The organism is Lacihabitans lacunae (assembly GCF_042649125.1).
GTDB classification, from domain to species: Bacteria; Bacteroidota; Bacteroidia; order Cytophagales; family Spirosomataceae; genus Leadbetterella; species Leadbetterella lacunae.
In genome coordinates, this window is record NZ_JBHRYQ010000001.1 from 3,321,144 (window position 1) to 3,346,236 (window position 25,093).

At 38.6% G+C, this 25,093-nt stretch carries 21 protein-coding genes; 9 read left to right on the forward strand and 12 right to left on the reverse strand.

Translation table 11 applies throughout. From position 1 onward, the window contains the following. Positions 1-9 precede the first annotated feature (9 nt). Positions 10-1,050 (forward strand): selenide, water dikinase SelD, encoded by a 1,041-nt coding sequence (selD, locus tag ACFOOI_RS14410; RefSeq protein WP_379838704.1) that lies wholly within the window; start codon positions 10-12, stop codon positions 1,048-1,050. Positions 1,051-1,116: 66 nt separating this feature from the next. Further along, positions 1,117-3,003, forward strand: coding sequence for a mucoidy inhibitor MuiA family protein (locus tag ACFOOI_RS14415; RefSeq protein WP_379838705.1), 1,887 nt, complete (start codon positions 1,117-1,119; stop codon positions 3,001-3,003). A gap of 114 nt (positions 3,004-3,117) precedes the next feature. Here ACFOOI_RS14415 and ACFOOI_RS14420 read toward each other — a convergent pair whose 3' ends face one another. The 7 genes from ACFOOI_RS14420 to ACFOOI_RS14450 form a co-directional block, all read right to left on the reverse strand. Further along, on the reverse strand, positions 3,118-4,479 hold the full coding sequence (locus ACFOOI_RS14420; protein ID WP_379838706.1) for an NAD-dependent succinate-semialdehyde dehydrogenase: 1,362 nt from the start codon (positions 4,477-4,479) through the stop codon (positions 3,118-3,120). Positions 4,480-4,640: 161 nt separating this feature from the next. Continuing rightward, a complete protein-coding gene (locus ACFOOI_RS14425; RefSeq protein ID WP_379838707.1) occupies positions 4,641-5,576 on the reverse strand; it encodes a polysaccharide deacetylase family protein in 936 nt (311 codons plus the stop codon). Positions 5,577-5,590: 14 nt separating this feature from the next. Further along, the gene (locus tag ACFOOI_RS14430) at positions 5,591-7,915 is read right to left on the reverse strand and encodes an acyl-CoA dehydrogenase family protein (protein WP_379838708.1); all 2,325 of its coding nucleotides are present in this window, start codon (positions 7,913-7,915) and stop codon (positions 5,591-5,593) included. 158 nt (positions 7,916-8,073) lie between these two features. Further along, positions 8,074-9,042, reverse strand: a complete 969-nt coding sequence (locus tag ACFOOI_RS14435; RefSeq protein WP_379838709.1) for a glycoside hydrolase family 16 protein — start codon at positions 9,040-9,042, stop codon at positions 8,074-8,076. 776 nt (positions 9,043-9,818) lie between these two features. Then, positions 9,819-10,952, reverse strand: a complete 1,134-nt coding sequence (locus ACFOOI_RS14440) for a DEAD/DEAH box helicase (RefSeq protein WP_379838710.1) — start codon at positions 10,950-10,952, stop codon at positions 9,819-9,821. 85 nt (positions 10,953-11,037) lie between these two features. Continuing rightward, positions 11,038-11,898, reverse strand: a complete 861-nt coding sequence (locus ACFOOI_RS14445; RefSeq protein WP_379838711.1) for a dienelactone hydrolase family protein — start codon at positions 11,896-11,898, stop codon at positions 11,038-11,040. 41 nt (positions 11,899-11,939) lie between these two features. After that, positions 11,940-12,260, reverse strand: a complete 321-nt coding sequence (locus tag ACFOOI_RS14450; protein ID WP_379838712.1) for a hypothetical protein — start codon at positions 12,258-12,260, stop codon at positions 11,940-11,942. Between the two features lie 231 nt (positions 12,261-12,491). On the opposite strand from ACFOOI_RS14450, the gene ACFOOI_RS14455 reads away from it, so the two are divergent. The 3 genes from ACFOOI_RS14455 (at position 12,492) to ACFOOI_RS14465 (ending at position 15,930) form a co-directional block, all read left to right on the forward strand. Next, positions 12,492-15,236, forward strand: a complete 2,745-nt coding sequence (locus ACFOOI_RS14455) for a glycoside hydrolase family 2 protein (RefSeq protein ID WP_379838713.1) — start codon at positions 12,492-12,494, stop codon at positions 15,234-15,236. A 104-nt stretch (positions 15,237-15,340) separates the two neighbouring features. Next, complete coding sequence (locus ACFOOI_RS14460) at positions 15,341-15,625, forward strand: hypothetical protein (protein ID WP_379838714.1); 285 nt, start codon at positions 15,341-15,343, stop codon at positions 15,623-15,625. A gap of 74 nt (positions 15,626-15,699) precedes the next feature. Beyond that, complete coding sequence (locus tag ACFOOI_RS14465; protein ID WP_379838715.1) at positions 15,700-15,930, forward strand: hypothetical protein; 231 nt, start codon at positions 15,700-15,702, stop codon at positions 15,928-15,930. A gap of 91 nt (positions 15,931-16,021) precedes the next feature. Here the strand turns inward: ACFOOI_RS14465 and ACFOOI_RS14470 are convergent, their stop codons facing one another. Both ACFOOI_RS14470 and ACFOOI_RS14475 read right to left on the reverse strand, forming a co-directional pair. Then, complete coding sequence (locus ACFOOI_RS14470) at positions 16,022-16,615, reverse strand: methyltransferase domain-containing protein (protein WP_379838716.1); 594 nt, start codon at positions 16,613-16,615, stop codon at positions 16,022-16,024. Positions 16,616-16,714: 99 nt separating this feature from the next. Then, positions 16,715-18,004: an alpha/beta hydrolase family protein gene (locus tag ACFOOI_RS14475; RefSeq protein ID WP_379838717.1), complete on the reverse strand. Its 1,290-nt coding sequence runs from the start codon at positions 18,002-18,004 to the stop codon at positions 16,715-16,717. Between the two features lie 276 nt (positions 18,005-18,280). On the opposite strand from ACFOOI_RS14475, the gene ACFOOI_RS14480 reads away from it, so the two are divergent. The 3 genes from ACFOOI_RS14480 (at position 18,281) to ACFOOI_RS14490 (ending at position 21,599) form a co-directional block, all read left to right on the forward strand. Beyond that, positions 18,281-19,093, forward strand: a complete 813-nt coding sequence (locus tag ACFOOI_RS14480) for a metallophosphoesterase family protein (RefSeq protein ID WP_379838718.1) — start codon at positions 18,281-18,283, stop codon at positions 19,091-19,093. A gap of 89 nt (positions 19,094-19,182) precedes the next feature. After that, positions 19,183-20,247 carry an alpha/beta hydrolase gene (locus tag ACFOOI_RS14485; protein WP_379838719.1) on the forward strand — a complete coding sequence of 355 codons (1,065 nt, stop codon included), beginning with the start codon at positions 19,183-19,185 and terminating at the stop codon, positions 20,245-20,247. 182 nt (positions 20,248-20,429) lie between these two features. Further along, the gene (locus ACFOOI_RS14490) at positions 20,430-21,599 is read left to right on the forward strand and encodes a PepSY-like domain-containing protein (protein ID WP_379838720.1); all 1,170 of its coding nucleotides are present in this window, start codon (positions 20,430-20,432) and stop codon (positions 21,597-21,599) included. A 90-nt stretch (positions 21,600-21,689) separates the two neighbouring features. On the opposite strand, the gene ACFOOI_RS14495 is transcribed toward ACFOOI_RS14490, so the two are convergent. The 3 genes from ACFOOI_RS14495 to ACFOOI_RS14505 all read right to left on the reverse strand — a co-directional run bounded on the left by ACFOOI_RS14495 (position 21,690) and on the right by ACFOOI_RS14505 (position 24,007). Next, positions 21,690-22,364, reverse strand: a complete 675-nt coding sequence (locus ACFOOI_RS14495; protein ID WP_379838721.1) for a 3-keto-disaccharide hydrolase — start codon at positions 22,362-22,364, stop codon at positions 21,690-21,692. 7 nt (positions 22,365-22,371) lie between these two features. Next, complete coding sequence (locus ACFOOI_RS14500) at positions 22,372-23,172, reverse strand: glycosyltransferase family 92 protein (RefSeq protein WP_379838722.1); 801 nt, start codon at positions 23,170-23,172, stop codon at positions 22,372-22,374. 85 nt (positions 23,173-23,257) lie between these two features. Continuing rightward, a complete protein-coding gene (locus tag ACFOOI_RS14505; RefSeq protein WP_379838723.1) occupies positions 23,258-24,007 on the reverse strand; it encodes an NIPSNAP family protein in 750 nt (249 codons plus the stop codon). Between the two features lie 89 nt (positions 24,008-24,096). Between ACFOOI_RS14505 and ACFOOI_RS14510 the strand changes: the two genes are divergently transcribed. Next, a complete protein-coding gene (locus ACFOOI_RS14510; protein WP_379838724.1) occupies positions 24,097-24,987 on the forward strand; it encodes a PPK2 family polyphosphate kinase in 891 nt (296 codons plus the stop codon). Positions 24,988-25,093: the final 106 nt, after the last annotated feature.

Consider the following 25,093-nt stretch of genomic DNA (forward strand, 5'->3'; position numbering starts at 1 on the left):
ATTGATTGCATGGAAGAAGTAAAACTAACCCAATATTCGCACGGAGCGGGCTGCGGTTGTAAAATATCACCACAGGTTTTGGATGTTATTCTTAAAGGAAACATAGCATTGCCAAACAACGAAAACCTCATAGTAGGAAACCATAGCAAAGACGACGCCGCAGTGCTTAACCTTGGCAATGGCTCGGCCTTAATATCTACCACTGACTTTTTTATGCCAATTGTAGACGACCCCTTTAACTTCGGAAGAATAGCATCTTGCAACGCCATTAGCGATGTTTACGCCATGGGCGGAAAGCCCGTTTTGGCTATCGCGATATTGGGTTGGCCCATAAATAAACTTTCGGCCGAAGTGGCACAAAAGGTAATAGACGGCAGCAGAAGTATTTGTTTAGAAGCGGGCATCTCATTAGCCGGTGGCCACAGTATTGATTCGCCCGAGCCTATATTTGGTCTTGCAGTAAATGGCATGGTAGCCGTAGAAAACATCAAGCAAAACAACTCAGCAAAGGCAGGAGATGTGTTGTTTTTAACAAAGCCTTTGGGCGTAGGCATATTAACCACCGCCGAGAAAAAAGCGATTTTAAAAGAGGAGCATAAAACTTTGGCACCAAATCAAATGATGCAACTCAATAAAATTGGAGAAGCCCTGGGTATGCTAAAGTCAGTTTCTGCCATGACCGACGTAACAGGATTTGGCTTGTTAGGCCATCTAACCGAAATGGCCGAAGGCTCTGGCCTCTCTGCAGTAGTAAACTTTGAGGCAGTGCCGATTATAACGCCTGAAATATACGACTACATAGCCCAAGGCTCGGTGCCCGGCGGAACCAACCGAAACATGGACAGCTATGGACACAAAATAGGCCCACTGACTGACCAACAGCGTGCTATTTTGGCAGACCCACAAACAAGCGGCGGACTGCTGATAGCTGTAAGCCCAGCGTCTCAAAACGAGGTAATAGAGGTGCTAAAAGCTCATGGACTTGCAGATTTTTGTACGCCAATTGGGTATATGAAAGCCGAAGGAGAAAGAACGGTTGAGGTTGTTTGATTTTTTCTTTTTTTAATTTGAAAAAAGAAAACTAGATTTAGCGGAAATTAAACAATCACAATTAAAATGAAAAAACTAATCCTAGCACTTCTTGTTCCGTTTGTAAGCTTTGGCCAAACCAAAATAGACTCAAAAGTGGCCGTTGTGGTTATTTTTACGTCTGGGGCTCAAGTAAAACGTGAAGCTACTATTGACTTAAAAAACGGCGAAAACTCCTTTATCATAAAGGGGGTTTCTCCAGAACTCGACAAAAATAGCATACAGATAAGTTTCTCAGATCCAGCCATTACCATAAACTCACTTTCTCATCAGTTAAGCCTAAACAATGAGCAGGATTTTAAAGAACTAAACACTAAGATTCAAGCTAAAAACACGGCAATTTTAAACGAAAAAAGCAAGATTGCCTTAGAAGAAAAATTACTTAACTACGAAGAAAAGTTGCTTTTAAATAATCAAAATGTAGGGGGTACTTACAGCGGCATGAAACCCGAGGACCTCATAAAAACAGTAGATTATTTTGAATCTAAAATGAAGAAAATTCTAAAATCAAAATATGTTTTAGAACAAAAAGTTGACTCGCTTGACGCCGAAATAAGAGAAAACAACAGAGCCTTAAATATCCTAAGTTTAAATAAAGAAAATAAACTTTCTGAAATACGTTTTGCCTTAAATTCGAAACAAACTATTAACAACTTAAAGGTTACCATTAGCTATTTCCTTAAAAACGCGGGTTGGTCGCCCATATATGATTTTAACGCCAAAAGCCTAAACCAGCCTATAACGGTGGTGTATAAGAGCAAAATATATCAATATTCGGGAGAAGACTGGAAAAACGTGAAGGTGACCTTGAGCAACTCTATCCCAAAAAAGAACTCTAAACTACCCGATTTAAAAACTTGGATTTGGGGATATCCAAACGACTACTCTAAGTATCTAAACGACAACACAGACATACAAAAACAAAATGAGGTTTGGGGAACTATAAAAGACGCAAACGGCGACTTGATTCCGGGTGCAAGTGTGGTTCTTGAAGGAACCTCTCTTGGGGTTGCTTCTGACATGAACGGTATGTTTAGGTTGAGTATTCCGGCAGATCGAGTTTCAATGAGTAATTCCATTAGAATTAGTTTTGTTGGCTATGTAACCCAAACAGTAGCTGCGGCAAACTCGCCAATAGAAGTTACGCTAAAAGAGGATTCGCAAGCACTACAAGAAGTAGTGGTAATGGGATATAGCCCTCAAGTTAGAAAAAATGCAACGGGGTCAGTATCAGTACCAGAATTATTAGCAGGAAGAGCAGCAGGCGTTTCTGTTTCTGGAAATAAAGCAATCAGCATCAAAAGCCTTATTGAAGAAAAAGAAAACCCAGTTTCGATGGAGTTTTCTTTTAAGGAAAACCTCACCCTGGAATCAGATGGAAAAGAAAAAAACTTTGACCTAAAAGAAATAGAGATACCGGCAGAATATGTCTACAAGTCTATCCCTAAAATAGAGCCCGCGGCGTTTCTTACTGCAAATATATTGGACTGGGAAAAGTTTAATTTTCTGCCTGGGGAGGCTAACTTGTACTTTGAGGGAACGTATGTGGGTAAGTCAAATTTAGACCTCTCAAATACCGACACCCTTACCATCTCATTGGGCAGAGACCCAAGCATAATAGTAGACAGAAAGCAAGTAAAAAGTTACTCGAAAAAGCAAGTTTTGGGTCAAAACATTAACTCTAACTATGGCTACGACATATCGGTACGAAACACTAAAAACCAAGAAATCAAAATTAGTATAGAAGACCAGTTTCCGATTAGCTCAAACAAAGTTATAGAGGTCTCTGACCAGAAAGCACCACAAGCAAAAATAGAAGAAACCACAGGTAAAATCACCTGGGACTTAAACATTCCAAAGGCCTCAGAAAAAAACCTAAGCCTAACGTATTCGGTTAAGTATCCTAAAAATTAGGTATTTGAAACACCCAAATACCTAATTCAAAACATAAAGTCCTTTGGATACCGAGTTGTTATTCCAAAGGACTTCATTATTTATAACTTATACGATCTAAAGAATAATTACCTATCAAAACTTCTTAATATACACCGTCTTTACATTCACAAACTCCAGGATTCCCTCTTGAGAAAGCTCGCGGCCGTAACCCGAAATACCCGTGCCACCAAAGGGCAAGCGAGGGTCCGACTTTACCAATTCATTTACAAAAAATGAGGCATCCGCCACTTGACTTATATATGTTTTTACTTTTTGTAAATCTTGTGTAAAAATGCTAATTCCAAGGCCAAAAGCAGTGTCTTTTGCTACGTTAAGAGCCTCTTCGGCGTTTTTAACTTTCATTATAGGTGCCACCGGACCAAAGACCTCTTCTCTAAAAACAGGCATTTTAGCATTTACATTTACCAAAATGGTAGGTGCATAATAAGCTCCGTTATAGGTTCCGCCTATCATAACCTCCGCTCCCATTTCTATAGAATCGGTAACTTGTTTATGTAAGTTTATCGCAAAATCGGCCTTAGCCAAAGTGCCAATTTGAATCCCTTCTTGCATCGGATCACCCGATTTAAGAGCTGCTACTTTTTCCTTGAAAAGAGACAAAAATGCGTCATAAACTTCTGCTACCACAATAAACCTCTTGCCTGCAATACAGCTCTGTCCGCTGTTTCTATATCTTGCGGCTATAGCCACATCTGTGGTTTTATCTAAATCTGCGTCTGCCAATACCACAAAGGCATTGCTTCCTCCAAGCTCCAAAAGCGACTTCTTGATGTTTTTGCCCGCCGCAGCAGCTACTGCACTACCTGCTCGCTCACTACCCGTAAGCGTAACCGCTTTTACAAAAGGATTTGCTATGAGCCTCTCCACAGTTTCGTGGCCTATTATTAGATTTTGAAAAACACCGTCAGGCAGCCCCGCTTCGGTTAAAATTTCTTCAATGTGAATGGCAGAGCCCATCACGTTGGCGGCGTGCTTTAGCAAGCCCACATTGCCCGCCATGAGCGTCGGTGCCACAAAACGAAACACCTGCCAAAACGGAAAATTCCATGGCATTATGGCCAACACTCCACCCAAAGGTTCATATACCACGTAGCTTTCGTGAGCGTCTGTTTCTATGGTTTTAGTGGCTAAAAAACGTTCTGCATTTTCAGCATAATATTCACATACCCACGCACATTTTTCTACCTCTAACCTTGCTTCTGCTATCGGTTTGCCCATTTCTAAGGTAATGGTTTGGGCGTATATTTCGGTTTTGGTTCGGAGAATCTCCGCGGCTTTAATAAACACTTTGGCTCTAACTTCAAACGAAACTGTTCGCCAAGCCTCAAATGCACTTTGTCCTTTTATAATTTTCTGATTTAAAGCCTCTTCGCTTAGTTCTGAATAGGTAGCAATCTGCTGATTTGTATATGGGTTAATGCTGATAAAGTCCATGTATAGTTAATCTTTTAATAAAATATCCAAGCCAAAACGAAGCCTTGGCTGGAATAAAAATTATAGTTTGTAAATGATGAATGTTCCTAAAATATAACAACAAGACAATCGCCTAAAATGTCTCATAAAACTGTAATTTGGCACATAAATAAATCAAATTTCTATTGATTGCTTAAATCTGAAATATACTTGGGGGGTTCGGGGTCGCCATCAAAAAAATCGCCGCTTTTACCTGCCGAAAGGGCCCAGCGGTCTATCCAAGAAATGCCATATTTACCATATTTGCTTATGGGAGTATCGTACGCTTTGTCTTTAAGTGCTTCTTCCATGCTTACAAACTGATAGTTGTTTCGCTGAAAAATATCCAATAACTTCAAGATGTAATCCGAGTTTAGCTCACTGGCATGAATCAACAAAATCTGTGATATTTGCCTTCCAAATAAAGCCTCAGATTGTTTTTCGTAAAACTTAACCTTTCTCTCCATATACGAGAGATACTCCTCTCCTATTTGTCTTGCCAATGAATCCGCTCCTTTTTTTAAGGCTTTTCTATAAGCATTTGCAAATAGATAATCGTCATTATCTATAGTTACAGGAGCCACCGTATATTTTTGTTTTTCTAAAAAAACAGACAAAGAATCGGCTCGTGGCTGAGTAGCTCCCACATGCAAAAACGGATGCCTAAAGTACTTCATTTCTTTGCCATATTGTGTCAGCAAGGCTTTGGTTTGTTTTTCTCCCGAAATAATATCTGAAGTAAAGCGGCTAAAGTCCGTGGTGTTATAATCTCTGTGCCTGAGTGTGTGATTTCCCAAGTCCATTCCTGACTGTAACCACATTTCTAAACACGTATTTTGGTAAGGCAAAAGCACGTTTTTGTCATCATACATTTTGCCTTCGTTTACAAAACCTATGGCCTGAACCTTATGTTTAGCTAAGCCCGAAAGCAGCTTTTCGGTAAGTTTCAAATGAAACTCTGGAGACGTATTTCCATAATTAACCACTGGCAAATCGTCGATGCTAATACACACGGTTTTATTTTGAGAAAAACAATTTTGACCCAAAATCCATACAATCAGCACCTTAACAAACTTCATTTTTTAATCTTTAATCACGCAATGGCTTTACTTACACTTGGCTTCACAATCTCAGCATTTCGCAGCACTTCTGGAATACCGAAGGCCTTCACAAAACTCTGAGCATTGGGACGAACTTGTCGGTAGCATTTTGCCAACACTTTTCGTATTGCCTTAGACTTGTCTCCATTCAGAAAATCGTTTTCTAAATACCACCCACGGTCTCTATAAATAGCATCTAAAGCAAAGATTTGTTGCATCAGTTCCAATGCTTTCTTTTCGGGAGAATCTTTTTGTTTGTTTAAAAAATCATTCGAACATTCAAAAATATACCGCTCTATGTGTGCCATGGCCAAAGTAACCATGTGAGTTTGGGTACGGAGAAAAATATCGTTGGGGTTCATTCTTTTTTTAATGAAATTTCGCATTCTATCCGAGAGACTAAAGAGCAGTTTTTGCTCTCGGTATCGCAGAGCCTGCAAGTGAAACTCAGCATTAAGCAAGTGTGCGGCATCGGTATTTCGTGCCGAAAACGGATTTCGGTCTACATACTCTGAACTTACTCTTTTGAGCACATGACGCACAATGGCCGAGTAGCCACCGTCATTAAATTCTTGTTTAAAATCAGTCAAAATAGACTTGGCCACCAACTGCAAAAGCACGTGATTGTCGCCTTCGAAAGTCGTAAAAATATCTGTATCAGCCTTTAAGTCAGACAGTTCGTTTTCAGCCAAATAGCCCTTACCTCCACATGCTTCGCGGCATTCTTGAATAGTGTGCGTAGCATGCCAAGAGGCGTAACTCTTTAAACCAGCGGCCAAAGCCTCCACCTCGCGTTTGTCGTCTAGTTGTAAGCTTTCCTCAAATTTTTCTCGCATACGCTCCAAAGCAAAAGTCAGCACATAGCTTTTGGCAACTAAAGGAAACAGCCGCTCTTGATGCGTTGGATAATCCAAAATCAGGGTTTCGTTTTCTTCGCTTAGGGTCTTAAACTGCCTGCGTTTTAGAGCATAAGAAATGGCAATATCGAGCGATTTTTTAGCAGCTGTGTTTGAGCCTAAAGCCACAGAAACCCTACCGCCCACAAGTGCTCCTAGCATGGTAAAGAACCTTTTCGAAGGGTTTTCTATTGGACTGGAATAAACACCGTCTTCGTTAATATCTCCGTATTTATTAAGCAAGTTTTCTACTGGAACCTCCACATTATCAAACCAAATACGGCCATTGTCAACGCCATTGAGGCCCATTTTGTAGCCGTTGTCTTTTACCGTAACTCCAGGTAGTTCTTCGTGGTTTTCGTTTCGCAGAGGCACCAAAACCGCATGTATACCATGGTTTTCGTTATTGACAATAAGTTGGCAAAACACCGCCGCCATTTTGCTGTGAAGGGCATTTCCGATGTATTCTTTGCCGGAAGCAAGCGTAGGCGAATGTATGGTTAAGCTTCTGTTTGATGCATTGTAAGTCGCGGTGGTTTCAAGATCTCTCACGTTTGATCCATGCCCAGTTTCGGTCATGGCAAAGCAACCCGCCAGTTTCATATATCCGAGGGCTTCCAGGTATTTTTGATGATGTTTTTCGGTTCCCAAAGAATATACCGCTCCACCAAACAAGCCAAACTGTACGCCATATTTTATAAGTAAACTCAGGTTTCCCATTGCCAGAGTTTCAAATATTGCCGTGCTGCCTGCGGGCGAGTTTTTGCCGCCGTACACTTCAGGAAAAGTATGTGCCCCAAAACCCTGCTCAGCCAAAGCTTTGCACTGTTCCAATATTTTTAGCCTCAACAAGTCCTTGTCTCTAAGGTCAGTTGGAATTCTAAAAAACTCATCCATAATGAGCTTCTTGGTTCTGTTTTTTAAATCTACCAAAGGCCCATCGAGCATGGCCTGCATTTTGGAAGTATCGAACCCTGCCTTTTCTATGGTTTCTACTACATTGTCAGGTGCAATGGCATTGTAAAAAGACTGCTGCGAGAGGCTATTGTCAAGGCCAAGTGTATGCTCCAAAGCCTCTATAGACTGATGCACCAGCGGTGCATCCCAAATGTGCCTTTCAGAAGCTGACGAAGATTTTTGGGCCATCTCTATACCGAGCTGAACCAAGTTTTTTCTTTTTTCAATATTGATTTCGGGAGTGTACGATTTTATGGCCACCAACCATGACTCAAAAGTCTCAGCAGAAGGAGGATTTTTCTGGTCTGTCCAGCTAAAGAGTAGGTTTTTATCGTCTACACTTAAGTTAGGAATCTTCTGAATTTGATTTCTGATCAGTTGCATCTCAGACGGACTTAAAACAGAGTCTGCCCAGCCCACATAAAAAATAGGCAATACACTTAATACTCCCGGCGAATATTTCATAATTGTTGAATAGATATTGTGAAAATTTAAATTACAAAAAGTGTCTCAAAGTCAAAAATTAAACTCGCTATTTACACTTTTAGTTTATGCATTAAACAAAAAAGGGTTTGATTAAAATAACCAAACCCTTTTCATTATTTCAACTAAATGTTTTATTATCAATTAAATACACGGACATAGTCTACTATCATTTGCTGAGGCAAAATAGTGGTGCCATCTGGACTACCAGGCCACTGCCCACCTACAGCCACATTGAAGATCAAGAAAAACTCTTCTTGGAATTCGCTCAAGCCCTCAGGAGTAGTATCTATCACATGAAATTGAACACCATCTAGGTACCAAATGATTTTTTTTGCATCCCAAACAATAGAAAACACGTGAAACTCGTCGTTAAATATACCCGTTGCTAACTTAGTGTTTCCACCGTATGAGGCGTGACTGTTGTTATTGTCCCAGTGAGCAGTTCCATACAGAACATTGTCTTTGCCTGCACCACCCACCATTTCCATGATATCCACTTCTCCGCATTTAGGCCAACCCACCGTATTGATGTTTTTACCCAACATCCATAGAGCCGGCCATATTCCTTGGCCTTTTGGCAATGCCGCTCTGATGTCTACACGGCCATATTTAAAATTAAACTTACCCTGAGTAGTAAGCCTAGAAGACGTATATGATTTACCATTTGTAACCTCAGATTTAGCCTGAATAATCAAATAGCCATCTTTTACACTTGTATTTTCCTTTTTGTAGTATTGTAATTCAGAATTTCCCCAACCGCAGTTTCCTGGGCAACCATCACCTATTTCGTAGTTCCAGCTTTTTTCATCAAGGCTTGTGCCCTCAAACTCATCTGCCCATAGTAGCTTTAGTCCGTCGTAGGTTTTGGGACTTGAATATCCTTTTGTGGGAATATTTATGGCCACTTTGGGCTCATCATCTGTATCGTTGGCATTGCTGACATAGCCATTGGGCTGCTCGCAGCTTTCAAAGCTATTTGCTTTATTACCAAGGCCATCACCGTCTTTATCAATATACCACGTGGTTTTCACACATGGAGTCTCTGCTTTTTGGCATGAAAAAATTACAGCTGCCAATGCCGTGCTAATCAAAACATTACGAATCATATAAAATTGGATTAATAAACCATAAAGTATAAAATTACGAATATTGTTTTTCGATTTGCAGAAAAGTAGAAAAAAGTTGCCTAAGTGGTTATTCTGTAAGGAAGAAAAAAAAGAGAATTTGGCTTTTAAGCAAAGGTTGTTCTTGTTTTTAAAGAGTTAATGGGTTCGAAATAAAGCACAAATTAGACTTTCCCCCTTACTTTTTGTAAACAGGTCTATCACAAACTAGTACTAGAAGCTTAGCTGTTTTTAACACATTCTTATTTGCACCTTTTACCTTTAAATAGCTTTGTAAAAATTCATGTTTTCAACTCTTTTTTTGTCCAAAAATAAAAAATCATGCTCCATATTTACTCTTAATTTTATTGATGAGTTTTGGTTTAAACTCCGAAGCTCAAATAATAAGCTCCAAAATAAACGCAGGATATAGTGCAGACAAATCGTTCGAGAATCAGAAACCTATCTATTTTTTTAAGAAAACGATCTTTATGCAATCTCAAAGGATGTGGAAATTACTATCCGGACATAAAACAGAGGTACAAGTGTAGTGAGGCATTTGACGCTCAATTTGGCTGGTATGCTTAAAATATTCGTTTAATAAAGTTAGCCCCGTAGCAAATTATAATCTACCTCTTGCATCAGCACTAAGAAAATCCTCGTTCCAAAAATTTTATCAATCTAACCTTGATTTGAGCTACAGGTTTTCAAAATAAAAAACCAAAAAACTTACAAACTTGAGTTGTTTAAAACAGGGAATGAACCAAGTTTAAACTCATTCAAAACTCCCAATTAGCGGTATCTATTTTCTCTACTTTTTTACCCATTTTTTTCTGGATAATATAAAAATGGTGCTCCTCTTCGGGGCTAAAAAGTGTTAAAGCTTCCCCTGTTGCGGCAGCACGACCAGTTCGGCCAATTCGGTGAATGTAGTCTTTGGGCGAGCGTGGCAATTCGTAGTTAATCACCACCGGAAGAGCCTCAATATCAATACCTCTAGATGCTAGGTCTGTGGCTACCAACACCTTTATTTTTCCTAGTTTGAAGTTTTTCAGGGCTTCCATTCTTGCTCCTTGCGTTTTTTTGCTATGGAGGGCTAAAGCCGTAATGCCGTTTTTCTTTAGTTTTTCGGTTACGTTATCTGCCGTTCTAACCGAAGATGTAAACACCAACACCTGCTTCATTTCTTTAGATGTTATTAGGTGTCTGAGCAGTGGTCCTTTTCGCTCAGGGGCACACAAATAAGCCGTTTGGTTTATCAATCCAATGTTTTGCTCCTCAGGTACAATTTCTATTTTAACCGGATCACAAAGTAAAGTATCTTTGATATAGTCAAGCTTGGTATCGAGGGTAGCCGAAAACAAGATGTTCTGCCTTTTTTTAGGCATCAACTTAAACAGTTGGGCCATTTCTTCCTGAAAACCTAGGTCTAACAACTTGTCTGCCTCATCTAAAACGAGGGTTTCTATTTTGCCCAAATGAACAGATTGTGTAGAAATTAAATCTAACAAACGACCAGGAGTAGCCACCAAAACCTCTGTGTTTTTGAGCTTCACCATTTGCTGATTTAATGGCACGCCCCCAAACACCGCGAGATTTTTTACTACTATCGGTAAATCAGCAGAAAAGGTACTAATTACCTCACTCACCTGCAGAGCAAGCTCACGCGTAGGAACTATAATCAATACCTTCAAATGTAAATTTCGGTCCGCTCTTTTTCTTTGAAACTTCTCCAAAATAGGCAGTACATAACTGGCGGTTTTTCCTGAGCCAGTTTGAGCCAAACCTTGCAAGTCTTTGCCCGCCAAAATAGCCGGAATAGCCAACTCCTGAATAGGAAAAGGCTGCGGATACTTTTGTGTTTCTATGGCTTTTAATAGAGGCTCTGAGAGACCAAGGGCTTTAAATGACATCTTGCTTTTTTTTGAATAAAATAAAAACAAAGGTACACCTAAAACTTCAATCTAGGTTTTTGTAAATGCCTTAATCGGGTTTAACTCATTTTAAAACCTCCGAAAACAAGCCCAAAGTACGCTCCCAGGCAAGTTTAGCCACTTCAGCGTTATACCTCGCTGGAGAAGAGTCGTTATTAAAAGCATGCTGTGCACCTTCATACACATACACCTTATAGTCTATTTTGTTGGCTTTAAGAGCCTCTTCAAAGGCTGGAATACCTTCGTTTATCCGTTCGTCTAAACCGCCATATTGCAGCAATAGCTTTGCTTTAATATTGGGAACATCAGCGGCATTGGGTTGGCGGCCATAATACGGCACTGCAGCCTTTAGCTGAGGATCTACTACAGCCATGGCATTTGCCATACCTCCACCCCAACAGAAACCCACCGTAGCGGTTTTTCCGTTACAGTTTTTTAAGCTACGAAGGTAGTCTAGGCCACTTTTTAAGTTTTCTATGTTTTGGCCCACATCCAACTTCGGAAACAACGCTCGGCCTTCGTCTTCGTTTTCGGGAGTGCCACCAAATGGCGATAGTGCATCAATGCCCAAAGCGATGTAACCCGCTTTGGCTACTCTTCTAGTCACGTCTTTAATGTGTGGGGTAAGTCCTCGGTTTTCGTGTATGACCATCACCGCCCCCAGAGGTACCGTTTGGTTTTTAGGCGAAACCAAGTAGCCCTTCATGGTGCAGTTTTTTGATGAAAAACTTATGTTTTCAATTTTGAGATCTTCGTCTTCTTCTGATATTTGGTTGGCAAAGGCGTACTTGCCTTCTAGTTGTGGCAGAATAGCCATGGCAGCGGCAGTGCCTCCCGCCATTTTTATTAGTCGAGCCAAAAAATCCTCTCTTTTGAGGGGTTTATGGGTGTATTCGTCAAATAGATTGATAATTTTCTGATCCATGGCTATTTTGTTTTTTGGTTAAAAGTTCAATAATCTCGCTTTCAAATCATTAGTTCGTCTACATCCAAGCCCGCTAATCGCATAGCTTCATACTCTACTTCTATCATAAACTCGGTTTCGTCTTGATTGAAATCTTCGTTGTTCCAATCTTTAAAAAACTGCTCCGTTTGTTCTTTTAAATCTGTGGCGTTTTTATCTATTTGAACCATCAAAAAGTTGGTAAAATACCACACTTCTTCGTTCATTGCTTTTACTTTTTCGTCACCTGGGTATTCCAGTTCGCGGTCTTCCCACTCGTCTAAAATAAACCATTCCTTATTCTTAAATTCTTCTAGTTTTGTTAATCGCTCCAATTTGGTCATGACAGATACTGTTTTTCTTTTTTTACAAAAATAAAGGATATTTCTACCTTCTAAATACTTTTACGGAGTTACCTCTCTATTTATTGAAATTAAAGATTAGTTTTTTTCAAAAATACACACAAAAGTTATTCATAAAAAACCAATTAATAGTCACATTGCTAGACTTTAAAGGTAAAGTTTTTTACTCTCCTGATTATGTTCTAACTTAGAATACAATTCAACCTTACCTATATGAAAACCTTACTACTTACTTTTTGTTTTTACTTACTTTCAAATTTCTGTTTTTCACAAAATATACCCCTTCCCGAGCACCCAAGGCCAGATTTTGAACGGCTAGAGTGGCTAAACCTAAACGGTTACTGGGAATTTGAATTCGATAGCCTAGATATAGGAAAAAACCAAAACTGGGCCACAGGAAATACTTCTTTTACAAAAAAAATATTGTTGCCATTTCCATGGGGTTCGCCCCTATCCGAAGTGAAAGACGAAGCAGATATTGCATGGTACAAAAAAGAAATTTCAATACCCAAAAACTGGTCAGGCAAACGCACCTTTGTTACTATTGGGGCCTCTGACTATGAAACATCGGTTTGGCTAAACGGAAAACTCCTGGGAACACACCAAGGTGGATATACGCCGTTTTCGTTTGAAATTAGTGATTTGATAAAAAAAGACGGTAAAGGCACCTTAGTAATGAGGGTAGATGACAAAAGAAGAGACTACGCCCTCTATGGCAAACAAGGCTACGGAAATGCCCGAGGAATATGGCAAACGGTGTATTTAGAGACACGTGGAACAGACTTTGTAAGTACGGCACATTTCACACCAAACATAGACAACGGCAGCGTAAAACTTGAGCTGACTTTTGAAGAACCACTAACACAAGATCAAAAAATAACCGCCGAAATAGAAACTCCTTCAGGCCTATTGAAAAAAGACTTTTTGGCTAAAAAAGGAGCAGAATATACCTCCACAAATATAGAAATACCAAACACACGACTATGGACTTTAAACGACCCTTATTTATACAAAACCAAAATAAAACTATCTGAAGATGAGGTTAGTAGCTATTTTGGTATGAGAAAAATATCGGTAGCAAAATTGCCCGGTACTGAAATTCCATACGTGGCATTAAACAACTCGCCGATTTACTTACAACTAACGCTAGACCAATCGTATCACCCCGAAGGGTTTTACACGTTTCCGTCTGATGAGTTTATGAAAAATGAAATTCAACTTTGTAAAAACATTGGACTAAATGGCCTTCGCACACACATAAAAGTAGATATACCACGAAAGCTGTATTGGGCAGATAAACTGGGTTTATTGGTCATGGCCGACTTACCCAACTTTTGGGGTGAACCAACACCTCAAGCACAAAAAGAGTCGGAATATACGCTCAGGGAAATGATTAAGCGAGATTACAACCACCCGGCTATTTTTTCATGGATAGTATTTAACGAAACATGGGGGCTCCGCACCAAAGTTAAAAATGAAACTTCGGGTAAAGAAGAAAACAAATATTTACCCAAAACCCAAAACTGGGTGGCATCTATGTATTATTTAGCTAAGTCGCTCGACCAGAGCAGACTGGCAGAAGATAATTCGATTTGCTGTGGTGCCGGACACACCGAAACCGACCTAAATACTTGGCACGAATACCTGCCCGGATATGCTTGGGAAGACCACATTAAAACCATAACAAAAAACACCTATGTGGGCAGCGAATTTCATTTTGAGAAGGGTTTTACACAAGGAAACCAACCGATGCTAAACTCTGAATGTGGCAATGTGTGGGGCTACGAAGGCAGCACGGGCGATGTAGATTGGAGCTACGATTACCACCGTATGATGAATACCTTTCGGATGTTTCCTCAAATGGCCGGATGGCTATATACCGAGCACCACGATGTGATAAACGAGTGGAACGGCTATTGGAGATTTGACCGAAGCATGAAATATACAGGCCTTAACGAAATAGCCAATGGCATGAATGACCGCGACTTCCATTCATTGGTGTACCTTTCTAATGGTCAGGATATTACGCATACTGTAAAAGCAGACGAGGAAGTTTCTGTTCCTATTTTTGTATCGGTTATGGAGGATATAAAAATACTCGACCGTGTGTTTTTGGCCGAATATAAACTTGCAGGAATAGACCAACTGGGTAACTCAAAAACCATAACTGAAGGCAAACTAAACCTCCCATATGAACCTTGGATGCAGCGGTCATTTGACCCACTCAAAATCAAAATGCCTAGCACAAATGGGCTGTACACTTTAACATTTACGTTAAAAGACAGCAAAGGCGGCACGGTGTATCACACAAACTTTGTGAGCTTTGAGGTTATCGATGGCACATTGCCCAAAAACATACAAGTTTTAGAGAAAAAACCCACCGAATACTCAAGTGCCACTTGGTCGCAAAAAACATGGACAGCCATGAATGGCCTCAAAGCCAATGGGGCTGGCAACGGGCAGTTTACGTATACATTTGAAGGCAAAACTACGGTTGCTTCGTCGGGGTATCTGCTAATGGAACTTGGTGCCAAAGCGTTGTTTTTTAAAGATCGAGCTGGCTCAGAAATCAAAAACACAGATTATATGCTCGGTGCAAAAGCCGAACCCAGCCAAAACCAAAACTCCTACCCTATGACCGACGAAAAGACGTTTCCGTCTGAGGTTAATATTTTGATAGATGGTAAACTAACTCAAACCGTAAAACTAGCCGACGACCCTGCAGACCACAGGGGCATATTGAGCTGGCACAACCAAGCTCAAAACCGAAAACTAGACGAAGCCGGAAGCTACGGGTATATGGTTAAAGTTCCTTTGACAAAAGCTCAAATTAAGTCATTGAACAAAACCGGAAAACTAATGGTAAAACTTGAAGTAAAAGGAAACGGAGGCTTAGCTGTTTATGGCAATCATTTTGGCAGATATGCATTTAACCCTTCGGTGGTTTTGGTTAGGTAAAATGTGGCTTTAAATCTTTTCTGACCGATAAATAAGTTTTGAAATAGGAATCGTATGTGTTTGAATATCTTTTGCGTTTAAAGCCCAAAAACTATTTACAAATTATGAAAAAACTAATTCACATTCTCCTTATTTTAGGTATTCACCAAGTTACATTTGGCCAGAGCCTCGGCAAATTTTCTCTAGGTGTGGGAACAGGTTTCAATGTCGGCTCTTATACTGGTTTCGGTGTTACACCAAACATCAGTTTCAGTAGGTTTTATGCCAAAAACTTAGAGGTTGGTTTAAAGGTTGGAGGAAACTATACTACTAAATCTTATTATATGACGCCAAATAATTTACCCTCTGGTTCTACCTCAGAAAAAAGTTTTTTAATGCTGCAATCTTAGGCAGATACCACATTAGCAATTACAGACTTAGGCCTTTTGTTTCAGCCGAAATTGGCTTAAGTAGCTATTCTATAATGAGTTATTATAACACTACACCAACTAGTAAAACCGGAACGGGTATTTCAGAAGCTTACATGTCATCATCTATAGGTGTAGGGTTTTCATATGCAATCACTAAAAAACGAAACTTGTTTTTAGATGGTTCTTTTAATACGTCACTGAAAAACAACACGGTTGGATATACGTTTACGCCAAGTCAAAACTCCACTAACTTAAACCTCCGGTACATATTTGGAAAACAATAATTAGGCATGTAAACCCAAAACTGAGGAAGCCGACATCCTTTTGCTTTGGGTTTTTGGTATAAAATACTTTTCTAAAAACTGAGAAGTAAATTTACTTTTTCTCTAAAATAATAAACAACTCCGTGCCTGCTCGAGGCTTAATGGAGTTATAACATGGCGTAATGGTTTTTATATTAAAATAAGGCTCAAAATACCCCAAATACTCCTGTGTGTGGCCACCAAAAGGTGGGCCTTCCGGTTTTTCCATTTCAAACAATAAGCCCGCTATTTTACCATTTGGAGCTAATATTTCAGCCATTTTAGAAGCATACTGAGGTCTTAAACTTGGGTTTATGGCACAAAAAAAGGTTTGCTCTATCACCAAGTCAAATTGGCCCTCTAGTTTAAAAAAGTCACCGTGAATAACTTCACATTTTCCAACTTCTATTTCTGCCGAAAACTTCTCTTTTAGGTTTTTTACCAAAACCTCCGAAATGTCTATAAGCGTCACTTTCTTAAATCCCGCGGCCAATAGATATTCAGCTTCGTAGGCATTGCCACACCCTGGAATCAGGATTGACAATTCTTTGCTTTTGAGCTGATCTACATACTCTTTTATAGGGGTAGAAATGGCCCCTAAGTCCCAGCCTGTGCTATTATTAAGATATCTATTTGACCAAAAATTATCGTCTAGCTGCTCTGCCATTGGTTTAATCCTTTTTTTAAAACATAATCCATAAAAAAGCTCAAAAGTTCAATCTTGCTTTATTGAACCTTTGAGCTAAATACGTATTTCTTAAACTTATTATTTAACAGCTTTTACTTGCTGAAGTGTCATACCTGTAGACGACCTTCCTTTGAAGCCCTTCCACGTTTTTTCGTTAGAATCTACCGCTAAATTTAAGTATTCGGAGTTGTCTTGAGCTTTTAGGTAGGTACCCATAAATGCCGTTACAAAATGTTGGTTAATGTTATTTAACCTTCTCTGATCCCACGATGGCTCAGCATAGCGATAATACTCGTCAAATGGCAAACCAGGAGCTAATGACTCCGCTGGCGGCGGATTTGGGGCTACGTTGTGACGAGCATTCATGTAGGTGAGCATAAACCTGTCAGAGCTAACGGCTCCATCAAAAATCGCTTTTATACCTTTTTCATATCCCGAAATATCGTCTTGACTTCCTGCCACAAAAAACGTAGGCACTTTTAAACCCTTAAGCGACTCCGCATCCCACACACCGCGTTCCATTCCCCATGGTGCAAATGCCACCACAGCCTTAATTCTTGGGTCTACCGTAGCTCTATACGCCGGATTTGAACCTGTTCTTTCTTTAAGGGCATCGCTACCAGCAGCCAATACTCCAAAGAGCTTAACAGAGCCATCGCTATAACCCGCACCTGCGGCATTAAGCACTCCATATCCACCCATCGAATATCCGATAAGGCCAGTTTGGTCGGCGTCTACTCCCCCACTCAAAAACGAGCCACTTCCTGCTTTTCCTAAGTCCGCAATTTGGTTAAGCACAAACAATACATCTTTTGATCTATTTAACAAAGTACTTGCAAAACCCGCGGCATCTCTAAACGTAGATTCCATATGGTCTATCGCCACTACCACGTATCCTTTTGAGGCCAAGTTTTCGCACAAATAACTCATTATATATCGAGAACCCACATATCCGTGAGAAACGATTATTAGAGGAAATTTGCCATCTGTCTTAAGCAAAGCCGCATCTCTGTTTGCTCTTCCATTAAACTTAAAAGGAATCAGCGGTCTTTTAGGGTCATTGTAAGTTCCCATAACTTCGTCATACGAAATAAGGTCTTTTTGGGCATCTCCTACTTTGCTTGGGTACCAAACTTCAACTTTTAAAGTACGGTCATACACTGGATCTACCCCGTCTTTTCTTTTCAATACATCCGTTTGGTTTTTATTGACTAGTTCCATGGTTTTTACACCTATACTATATTTGCCTCTTGGAGCCAAGTCAGGTGCATCTGGCAGGGCGTCACCGTATACAAAAACACCCTCAGGCTTCTGTCCTACGGCATTTACACTAACAGCAATTAAAACTAGAAAGCCTAGTTTTTTCATTTTTTGATTTAAATTCATTCGTTTTTAATTAAGGTTTTTGAAGTCTTGTTTACAAAAATTAAATGTACGGCTATTTATTTCTCGGGCAAAAAATAATTATTTATTTTCCCTAAAAAATACAACTTAAGGAGATGCCACTTTTCATAGTCAAAAGTATATCAAGTTTTAAACTGGTTTGCATTGAAAATACTTTTTTACAAAAAAATAATATCCCAAACGGTATTCAAATACATGATATTAAAGCCAAAACTGTTACTTTTAGAAAAAAACAAAAGCATGAAAAACAGACGCTCATTTTTAAAAACTTTTTCGCTTTCTAGTGCATTCTTACTTTCTGGCGAGGCATTTTCAACCACTGCATTTTTAGAATCAAGAAATAAGGTAAAACTACGGTTTTTAATAGCCTCAGATGCCCATTTTGGTCAGCCCAAAACAGATTTTGAAGGTATGACTTCTAGTTTTATAAAAAATGCAAAAGAGATACATAAAAAGCAAAAATTGGATTTCTGTGTAATAAATGGCGACTTAATTCATGACAAGCCCGAGTTTATGCCACAAGCAAAGGCAAATTTTGATGGCCTGCCTACCTCCTATTTTGTAACCAAAGGAAACCACGACCGCATTAGCGACCAAGCCTGGCTAGACCTTTGGAAAATGCCTGTGAATCATTATGAAGAGAAAGACGAATTTGGGTTAATATTTGGAAATACCTCAAACGAAAAAGGTGAATATCTATCACCCGACTTAGTTTGGCTAAAAAGCCAGTTAGAGAAAGCAAAAGCCTTGAAAATAGTCTTTATTTTCATTCATATTCCGCAAATGAAATGGACGCCAAATGCCATAGAAAACCCTGCGTTCTTCGAACTACTGAAAGGATATCCAAACATAAAGGCGGTTTTTCATGGCCACGAACATGATCAGGACGGCATAAAAACACATAACGAAATACCATATATATTTGACTCACACATTGGTGGCAACTGGGGCACCGAATACCGCGGTTATAGAATAGTGGAAGTATTAAAAAATGGCGACATATTGACGTATATGATGGATCCAACCAATAAAATACTTGAGGCAACGCTATAGAAAAAACATCAATCTATTTCCTTCTAAGGTATTTATAATTAAAACTTTAGAATATTAGATATATTTAAAAAACATATTCAACCCTATACATGAAAAAACTAGTCTTTGGCTTAATAATCCTTTTTGCTATATCTGCAAATGCCCAATATCCGGCCGTTCAAATTAATGGTTCACACATAAGAAAAATCACCTCAAAAATAGTAGAAGGGCAGGAGTACACCCTTCACATAATGCTGCCGAGTGGTTACGAAAAAAGCACCAAAAAATATCCCGTGGTTTTTCTGATGGATTCGCAGTGGGATTTCCCTCTCGTTTCTTCAATCTACGGCGAGCAATATTACGATGGCTTTATACCCGAAATCATCTTGGTAGGAGTGACCTGGGGAGGCACCAAACCAAACCCCGATAGCCTAAGGGTAAGAGACTATACACCCACGCTGGTAAACGGCCAAATACAATCGGGCAGGGCAGACAAGTTTCTCGGTTTTATGAAAAACGAGCTGTTTCCCTTTTTAGAAAATAACTATAAAGTTGACCCCGAAAACAGAACCCTCATGGGTTGCTCACTCGGAGGGCTTTTTACGCTTTATAGTCTATTTACACATGCCGATATGTTTAGCGGATATGTAGCCGCAAGCCCCGCCATTGCTTGGGACAAAGACGTGATCGCTTACTTTGAAAAATCTTTTTCTGACGTAAAACTTCAAAAAGCAAAGCGAGTTTATATGACAGTAGGAGAGGTGGAACTAGGCAAAGAACCGTTTGAAAGTTTCGCAAAAACAATGGATAGCCGCCATTATAACAAAGTTTCGCTCGCCTCAAAAGTATTGATAAATACGGGCCACTCGGGCACAAAATCAGAAACTTATACACGTGGATTGCAGTATATTTTTGAACGAAAAAAACTAGAATTGAGCGAAAGCCAGTTGGCCAACATAGAAGGAACTTATATCTCTGACCAAGGTAAAAAAATAACAGTTTTCACCAAAAACAAACAAACATTTGCTTCGATTTCACCAGACTTAACTGTGCCTATTTTTGCAAATTCTTCGGAGCATTTTTATGCTACTTTCTCATTTTTTAACTTATATTTTACATTCGAAAAAATTGAGTTAACCCAATATGGAAACTCTACTTTTTTCAAAAAACTATAAGGTAATTCTGTGCTAATAATGAAGATTTCTTTAATGCCTTTTTAATATCACAAGTGTTTATATATTAGTTTGTTACTGTTTTTAATATCCGCAAAAATATTTAATTAAAAAAGAAAATGTTTGGATTTAAATTTGCTGTAAAGTTTTGGCTATTTGATTGAATAGTTCTAAACATATACTACATGAAAAAACAAACCATTATGATAGGTGCATTGGGGATTGCACTTTCATTTTATGCATGTAAACAAGAGGATGTAAATGCGGTCGCAATTTCTAATTTGGAAAACGCAAACACTGCCGACTCATCGAATGTAAAACTTACTCTAGTTTTTCTTCCCGCGGTTGTCCAAACGTATCTGAACACCACCTATCCTGCTTACAAATTTGTGAAAGCAGAAAAAACATTGACAAAAACCGGAGAGGTGTTTTATCTGGTAAAAATCACATTTAACTCCTCAAACCTTGAGCTTAAGTTTGACAAAAACGGGGTTATCGTAGAAATGGCCAAAGATGGAAAATCACAAACACTACTGAAGTTAACCGACTTGAGTATCGCCATCCAAGACTACTTAAACCTAACCTATCCAGGATTTAAGTTTTTAGAAGCCGAAAAAAACGAGGTAAAAACCATCGGCATTGTGTATGAAGTTAGAATCAAAACTGCCACAGAACTGGTATCGCTGAAATTTGACGCAAGCGGCAAAAAACTGTCTGCCTTGACACTCACATCATACGAATTAAGTATAGCCAAAGGTGACTTGATACCAGCTATAAGCGACTATTTATTAAAGACTTACCCTACGTATACATTTGTTTCTGCTGAGAAAAACATTAAGTTAAATGTGGTGACATTTAAAGTCAAAATTAAGGTTGGAACGGTTATTTCTGAATTGATTTTTGACAAAGATGGCAAGCTACTTTCAAAGCCCGCTGCCTCAGAAACTCAGCTAACCCAAGACAAGCTTTTGCCAGCAATAATTACTTATTTAAATTCAAAATACGCTGGATTTAAACTTGAGTCAGCCACTAAATATGAAAAAGCAGGTGAAGTTACGTATTGGTTAAAAATTACCGTTTCAAAAATCACCTACTCATTGGTATTTGACTCTAAAGGCGTTCTTGTAAAAGTCACAGGAGACAACAAAACTATCGAGACCAAACTTGAGGCAAAAGAACTACCTACTGTAGCTCAAAGTTATCTTACTAAAACTTATCCTAAATATGTGTTTATAGAAGGAATAAAGCTAACCCTTGAATCTAAAATTACATACGTGATTAAAATAAAATTTGATTCGAAAGTTTATACCATTATTTTTGACTCTACAGGCAAAATGCTGAGTACAACAAAATAAAATTTCGAGGATTATTCCAAAAAACAAAAGGATACAATAAGCTAATTATTAGCATTTTGTATCCTTTTTTATATAAAAACTAACGTTTTGTTATTGCTTAATTTTGGTTAGTAAAACCTCTTTAAACTCCACCTCGGAGCCTTCTGCCTGAAGGGCTATTTGTCCTTTTGAAGCAGTAGCTATGCCTTCGTTTACCAAGTCTCCATTTAACCAAACCGTAATTTTATTTCCTTGGCACTCAACCTTCATTGTGTTCCATTGGCCAAGTGGCTTTTCCGAATTATCCGTTAAGTTTTTCACGCGTCTTTCTTTGCCTTCAGTTACTCCCCAATCGGCTTTGGGGCCTCGTCTTTCTTCCATGTTTGGCGTTACTATGTCTTCTCCTATACACCAAAAATCCCCCGCATTTTCATGCATCATTTGGCACTCAATAGACTTAGGAAACATTTTGTAAAGTACCCTAGGGGTAGAGCAATGCACCAAAACACCACAATTGCCAGGCTTCGCCGAAAATCTATAGGTCACATCTAATTCATAGTTTTCATATGCGGCATCTGTAATAATATGTCCCTGAGGAGACGCCAAACTCACTATTTTGCCTTCTCTAATAATAAACGGGCTTTTCGCGTCCGGTTTATTATCCATAGCGGGCACATCAATATGCCAGCCTGTAAAATCTTTCCCATTAAAAAGCGATACTTGTTTCTGCCCAAAACATGCCGTTGAAATAAGTAAAACTACAAGCGTGAAATACGTGTTTTTCATTTTATTTTTAGGTTGAAGAAACCATCTGTTTTAATTCAGAGCCGTATTTATCCCAAAGCTCGGAGTCAAAAGAAACAGATGTTCTTATGTGTTCATCAAAAATCCATGCATGATTTTCTTCATGCTCTATTCGCGTTTTACCAGTATCCGCCCTTTTTCTATTCAGCTTTTTCATGTATTCTTCGGTTGACTTGCTGTAATAGTGATTTAACTGAATAATATCTAAACAATATTCGTGATTTTCAAAACCAAAAATTTTATTTCCTTTGGCATTCACAACTTTCTTAAATGCCTTCAGCTCGGGTCTATGCGGGTGCTCAAGCTTCTTAATGGCTCTAGTTTGAGTAACACACTTATAATTAGCATGTTGCTTACCTTCAGAATACAAATAACTTTCGGTTACTAGTCCATTTGGTTTACTTTCATGCTTTCCATTTCCAAATATTTTCCAATTTATAGCGATAGAATCGTGCTTCTCATTTTGCTTTAAAAAAGCAAGCAACGTATCATTTGCTTTCGGCAAAACAAACTCATCAACGTCAAAAATAGCTATCCATTTGGTCTCATGTTTATATGTTTTTAACCAATGTTTATATGCAGCAGACTGAGCAAATTCTCCTTTTATCACCTCTATGGTACAAACATCAAGGTAATTTTCAAGTGTTTTATTTAATGGAATTTCGTTGTCGTTGTCGTACAAATAAAAATGCTCAACGCCTTGAAGTAAATAAAACTTAATAAACTCCACGATGTAGTCATCTTCATACTTCACAGGAACCAGCAAAGAGAGGTAATACCTATATTTCATATTTTAGATTCATGACTTTAAACGTGTCGTAAATTTACAATTTACTTCTCATTACGAATAAAAACAGCCATTCGTTAACCTCAAACTATTTAATTCTTGAAAAATCTGTAGCTGTCATGTATTTTGACTCTACTTTTTCCACTATTTTTCCACTTTCTTCTGAGGCTGTTCTTACTTTAACCCACTCAGAATCAGCTCTAAAAGCATCCCAAGACTTCTTTGCGTCTTCTTCAGAATTATGTTTGATAAAATAGAGTAGAGTAGGCTGACCTCCATTTTTTTCTATCGTTGAAAAATACATTATGTTTTTCATATTGTGCTTCTCAAAAAGTGCTCTTGTGTGGTCTTTAAATCTTGCCTCAATATTCGGGAATTTATCGGGGAAGCAAAAATACTCACGCATTTCGAACACACCTCCTGTCGCCTTTTTTGAAAACTTAATTTTCGATGTCAATGCCTCATCTAAGGTCATAAACTTTGACTCCACTTTGGCTACAATTTTGCCATTTTCTTCAGATTTTTTAGCTACTGTCTGCCATTCGGGGTCAGCCATAAATGCCTTCCAAGATGCATCTCTTGCCTCTTTGCTCGGGTAGCCTAATATGTAATAAAGTGTATTGTTACCAGCCGATGTTGGCACCCAATATCCAATGTTTTCCATACCATGTTTTTCAAAAATCTTGGTGGTATGATTTCTAAAACGGTTTAACAAATCTGGTAATTTACCGTCATTGCAATAATAAATACGTAGCTCATAATATATTGATGGTTTGGGCTTTGCAAAACCAACTAAAGACAACAAAGAAAGGAAAACTAAAAAAGATATTTTTTTCATTTTATGTAAGGTTGAATGTACTTTCCAAAATTAAAACATATTTTAGACTATTGATTTAACTTTTTAAAATAATTTATTAAAAACACATTATGGATAACTTTGATATTAAAGACTATAGAATAGATAATAAGGAAACATTTAAGATAAAAAAGGCAAACACCAAAATCAAAGACTTTTACGGTTCCAAAGAAGAATATGAGCAAATGCTGATAGAACTTCAAGAAGAAATGGACAAGTACCAAAGCATGATGTATGCACACAACAAAAATGGCGTACTAGTGATATTCCAAGCGATGGACGCCGCTGGAAAAGACGGAACCATGAAGGCGGTATTTAAAAACGTGCATCCACTTGGACTGAGTTTCTACTCATTTAAAAGACCTTCAGAAAATGAGCTAAACCACGATTTTATGTGGAGATGCTTCAAAGAACTACCCGAAAGAGGCAAATTTCAGGTTTTCAATAGGTCTTACTACGAAGAAGTATTGGTGGTAAAAGTCCACCCAGAAATACTTACTAACGTTCAAAAAATTCCTAAAAACCTAACCGAAGACTTAGATAAAGTATGGAAAAAAAGATACAAAGACATCGAAAATTTTGAAGAATACTTGACCAATAACGGCATAAAAGTCATCAAATTTTTCTTAAATGTATCAAAAGAAGAGCAATCAAAAAGATTAATAGAACGAATTGAGGATATCAACAAAAACTGGAAGTTTGAAGAAGGAGATATTAAAGAAAGAGACTATTGGAACAACTACATGGATGCATACGAAGAAATGATAAACGAAACCTCTACCGCTAAAAACCCGTGGTATGTATTGCCCGCCGACGACAAAAAAAATATGAGACTCTTGGTAGCTAAAATAATAAATGAAAACCTCAAAACATTAGAAATGAGCTATCCAGAACCAGACGAAGCACGCAAAAAGACCTTGATGGGACTTATTGAAGTTATAAAAAAGCAGAACCTGGTTTAAAACATTTTAGGATACGACTTAGTTAAAGAGGCTTACAAATCTTTAATACATTATAAGAATTGTCAAGCCCTCTTTATTTTGTTATATTTGTGTTTCGTTTCCATTG

What these genes read in the sequence shown, in the direction of transcription:
- selD (WP_379838704.1), top strand. Translation starts at nt 10, where the DNA reads ATGGAAGAAGTAAAACTAACCCAATATTCGCACGGAGCGGGCTGCGGT.
- ACFOOI_RS14415 (WP_379838705.1), top strand. Translation starts at nt 1,117, where the DNA reads ATGAAAAAACTAATCCTAGCACTTCTTGTTCCGTTTGTAAGCTTTGGC.
- ACFOOI_RS14420 (WP_379838706.1), bottom strand. Translation starts at nt 4,479, where the DNA reads ATGGACTTTATCAGCATTAACCCATATACAAATCAGCAGATTGCTACC.
- ACFOOI_RS14425 (WP_379838707.1), bottom strand. Translation starts at nt 5,576, where the DNA reads ATGAAGTTTGTTAAGGTGCTGATTGTATGGATTTTGGGTCAAAATTGT.
- ACFOOI_RS14430 (WP_379838708.1), bottom strand. Translation starts at nt 7,915, where the DNA reads ATGAAATATTCGCCGGGAGTATTAAGTGTATTGCCTATTTTTTATGTG.
- ACFOOI_RS14435 (WP_379838709.1), bottom strand. Translation starts at nt 9,042, where the DNA reads ATGATTCGTAATGTTTTGATTAGCACGGCATTGGCAGCTGTAATTTTT.
- ACFOOI_RS14440 (WP_379838710.1), bottom strand. Translation starts at nt 10,952, where the DNA reads ATGTCATTTAAAGCCCTTGGTCTCTCAGAGCCTCTATTAAAAGCCATA.
- ACFOOI_RS14445 (WP_379838711.1), bottom strand. Translation starts at nt 11,898, where the DNA reads ATGGATCAGAAAATTATCAATCTATTTGACGAATACACCCATAAACCC.
- ACFOOI_RS14450 (WP_379838712.1), bottom strand. Translation starts at nt 12,260, where the DNA reads ATGACCAAATTGGAGCGATTAACAAAACTAGAAGAATTTAAGAATAAG.
- ACFOOI_RS14455 (WP_379838713.1), top strand. Translation starts at nt 12,492, where the DNA reads ATGAAAACCTTACTACTTACTTTTTGTTTTTACTTACTTTCAAATTTC.
- ACFOOI_RS14460 (WP_379838714.1), top strand. Translation starts at nt 15,341, where the DNA reads ATGAAAAAACTAATTCACATTCTCCTTATTTTAGGTATTCACCAAGTT.
- ACFOOI_RS14465 (WP_379838715.1), top strand. Translation starts at nt 15,700, where the DNA reads ATGAGTTATTATAACACTACACCAACTAGTAAAACCGGAACGGGTATT.
- ACFOOI_RS14470 (WP_379838716.1), bottom strand. Translation starts at nt 16,615, where the DNA reads ATGGCAGAGCAGCTAGACGATAATTTTTGGTCAAATAGATATCTTAAT.
- ACFOOI_RS14475 (WP_379838717.1), bottom strand. Translation starts at nt 18,004, where the DNA reads ATGAAAAAACTAGGCTTTCTAGTTTTAATTGCTGTTAGTGTAAATGCC.
- ACFOOI_RS14480 (WP_379838718.1), top strand. Translation starts at nt 18,281, where the DNA reads ATGAAAAACAGACGCTCATTTTTAAAAACTTTTTCGCTTTCTAGTGCA.
- ACFOOI_RS14485 (WP_379838719.1), top strand. Translation starts at nt 19,183, where the DNA reads ATGAAAAAACTAGTCTTTGGCTTAATAATCCTTTTTGCTATATCTGCA.
- ACFOOI_RS14490 (WP_379838720.1), top strand. Translation starts at nt 20,430, where the DNA reads ATGAAAAAACAAACCATTATGATAGGTGCATTGGGGATTGCACTTTCA.
- ACFOOI_RS14495 (WP_379838721.1), bottom strand. Translation starts at nt 22,364, where the DNA reads ATGAAAAACACGTATTTCACGCTTGTAGTTTTACTTATTTCAACGGCA.
- ACFOOI_RS14500 (WP_379838722.1), bottom strand. Translation starts at nt 23,172, where the DNA reads ATGAAATATAGGTATTACCTCTCTTTGCTGGTTCCTGTGAAGTATGAA.
- ACFOOI_RS14505 (WP_379838723.1), bottom strand. Translation starts at nt 24,007, where the DNA reads ATGAAAAAAATATCTTTTTTAGTTTTCCTTTCTTTGTTGTCTTTAGTT.
- ACFOOI_RS14510 (WP_379838724.1), top strand. Translation starts at nt 24,097, where the DNA reads ATGGATAACTTTGATATTAAAGACTATAGAATAGATAATAAGGAAACA.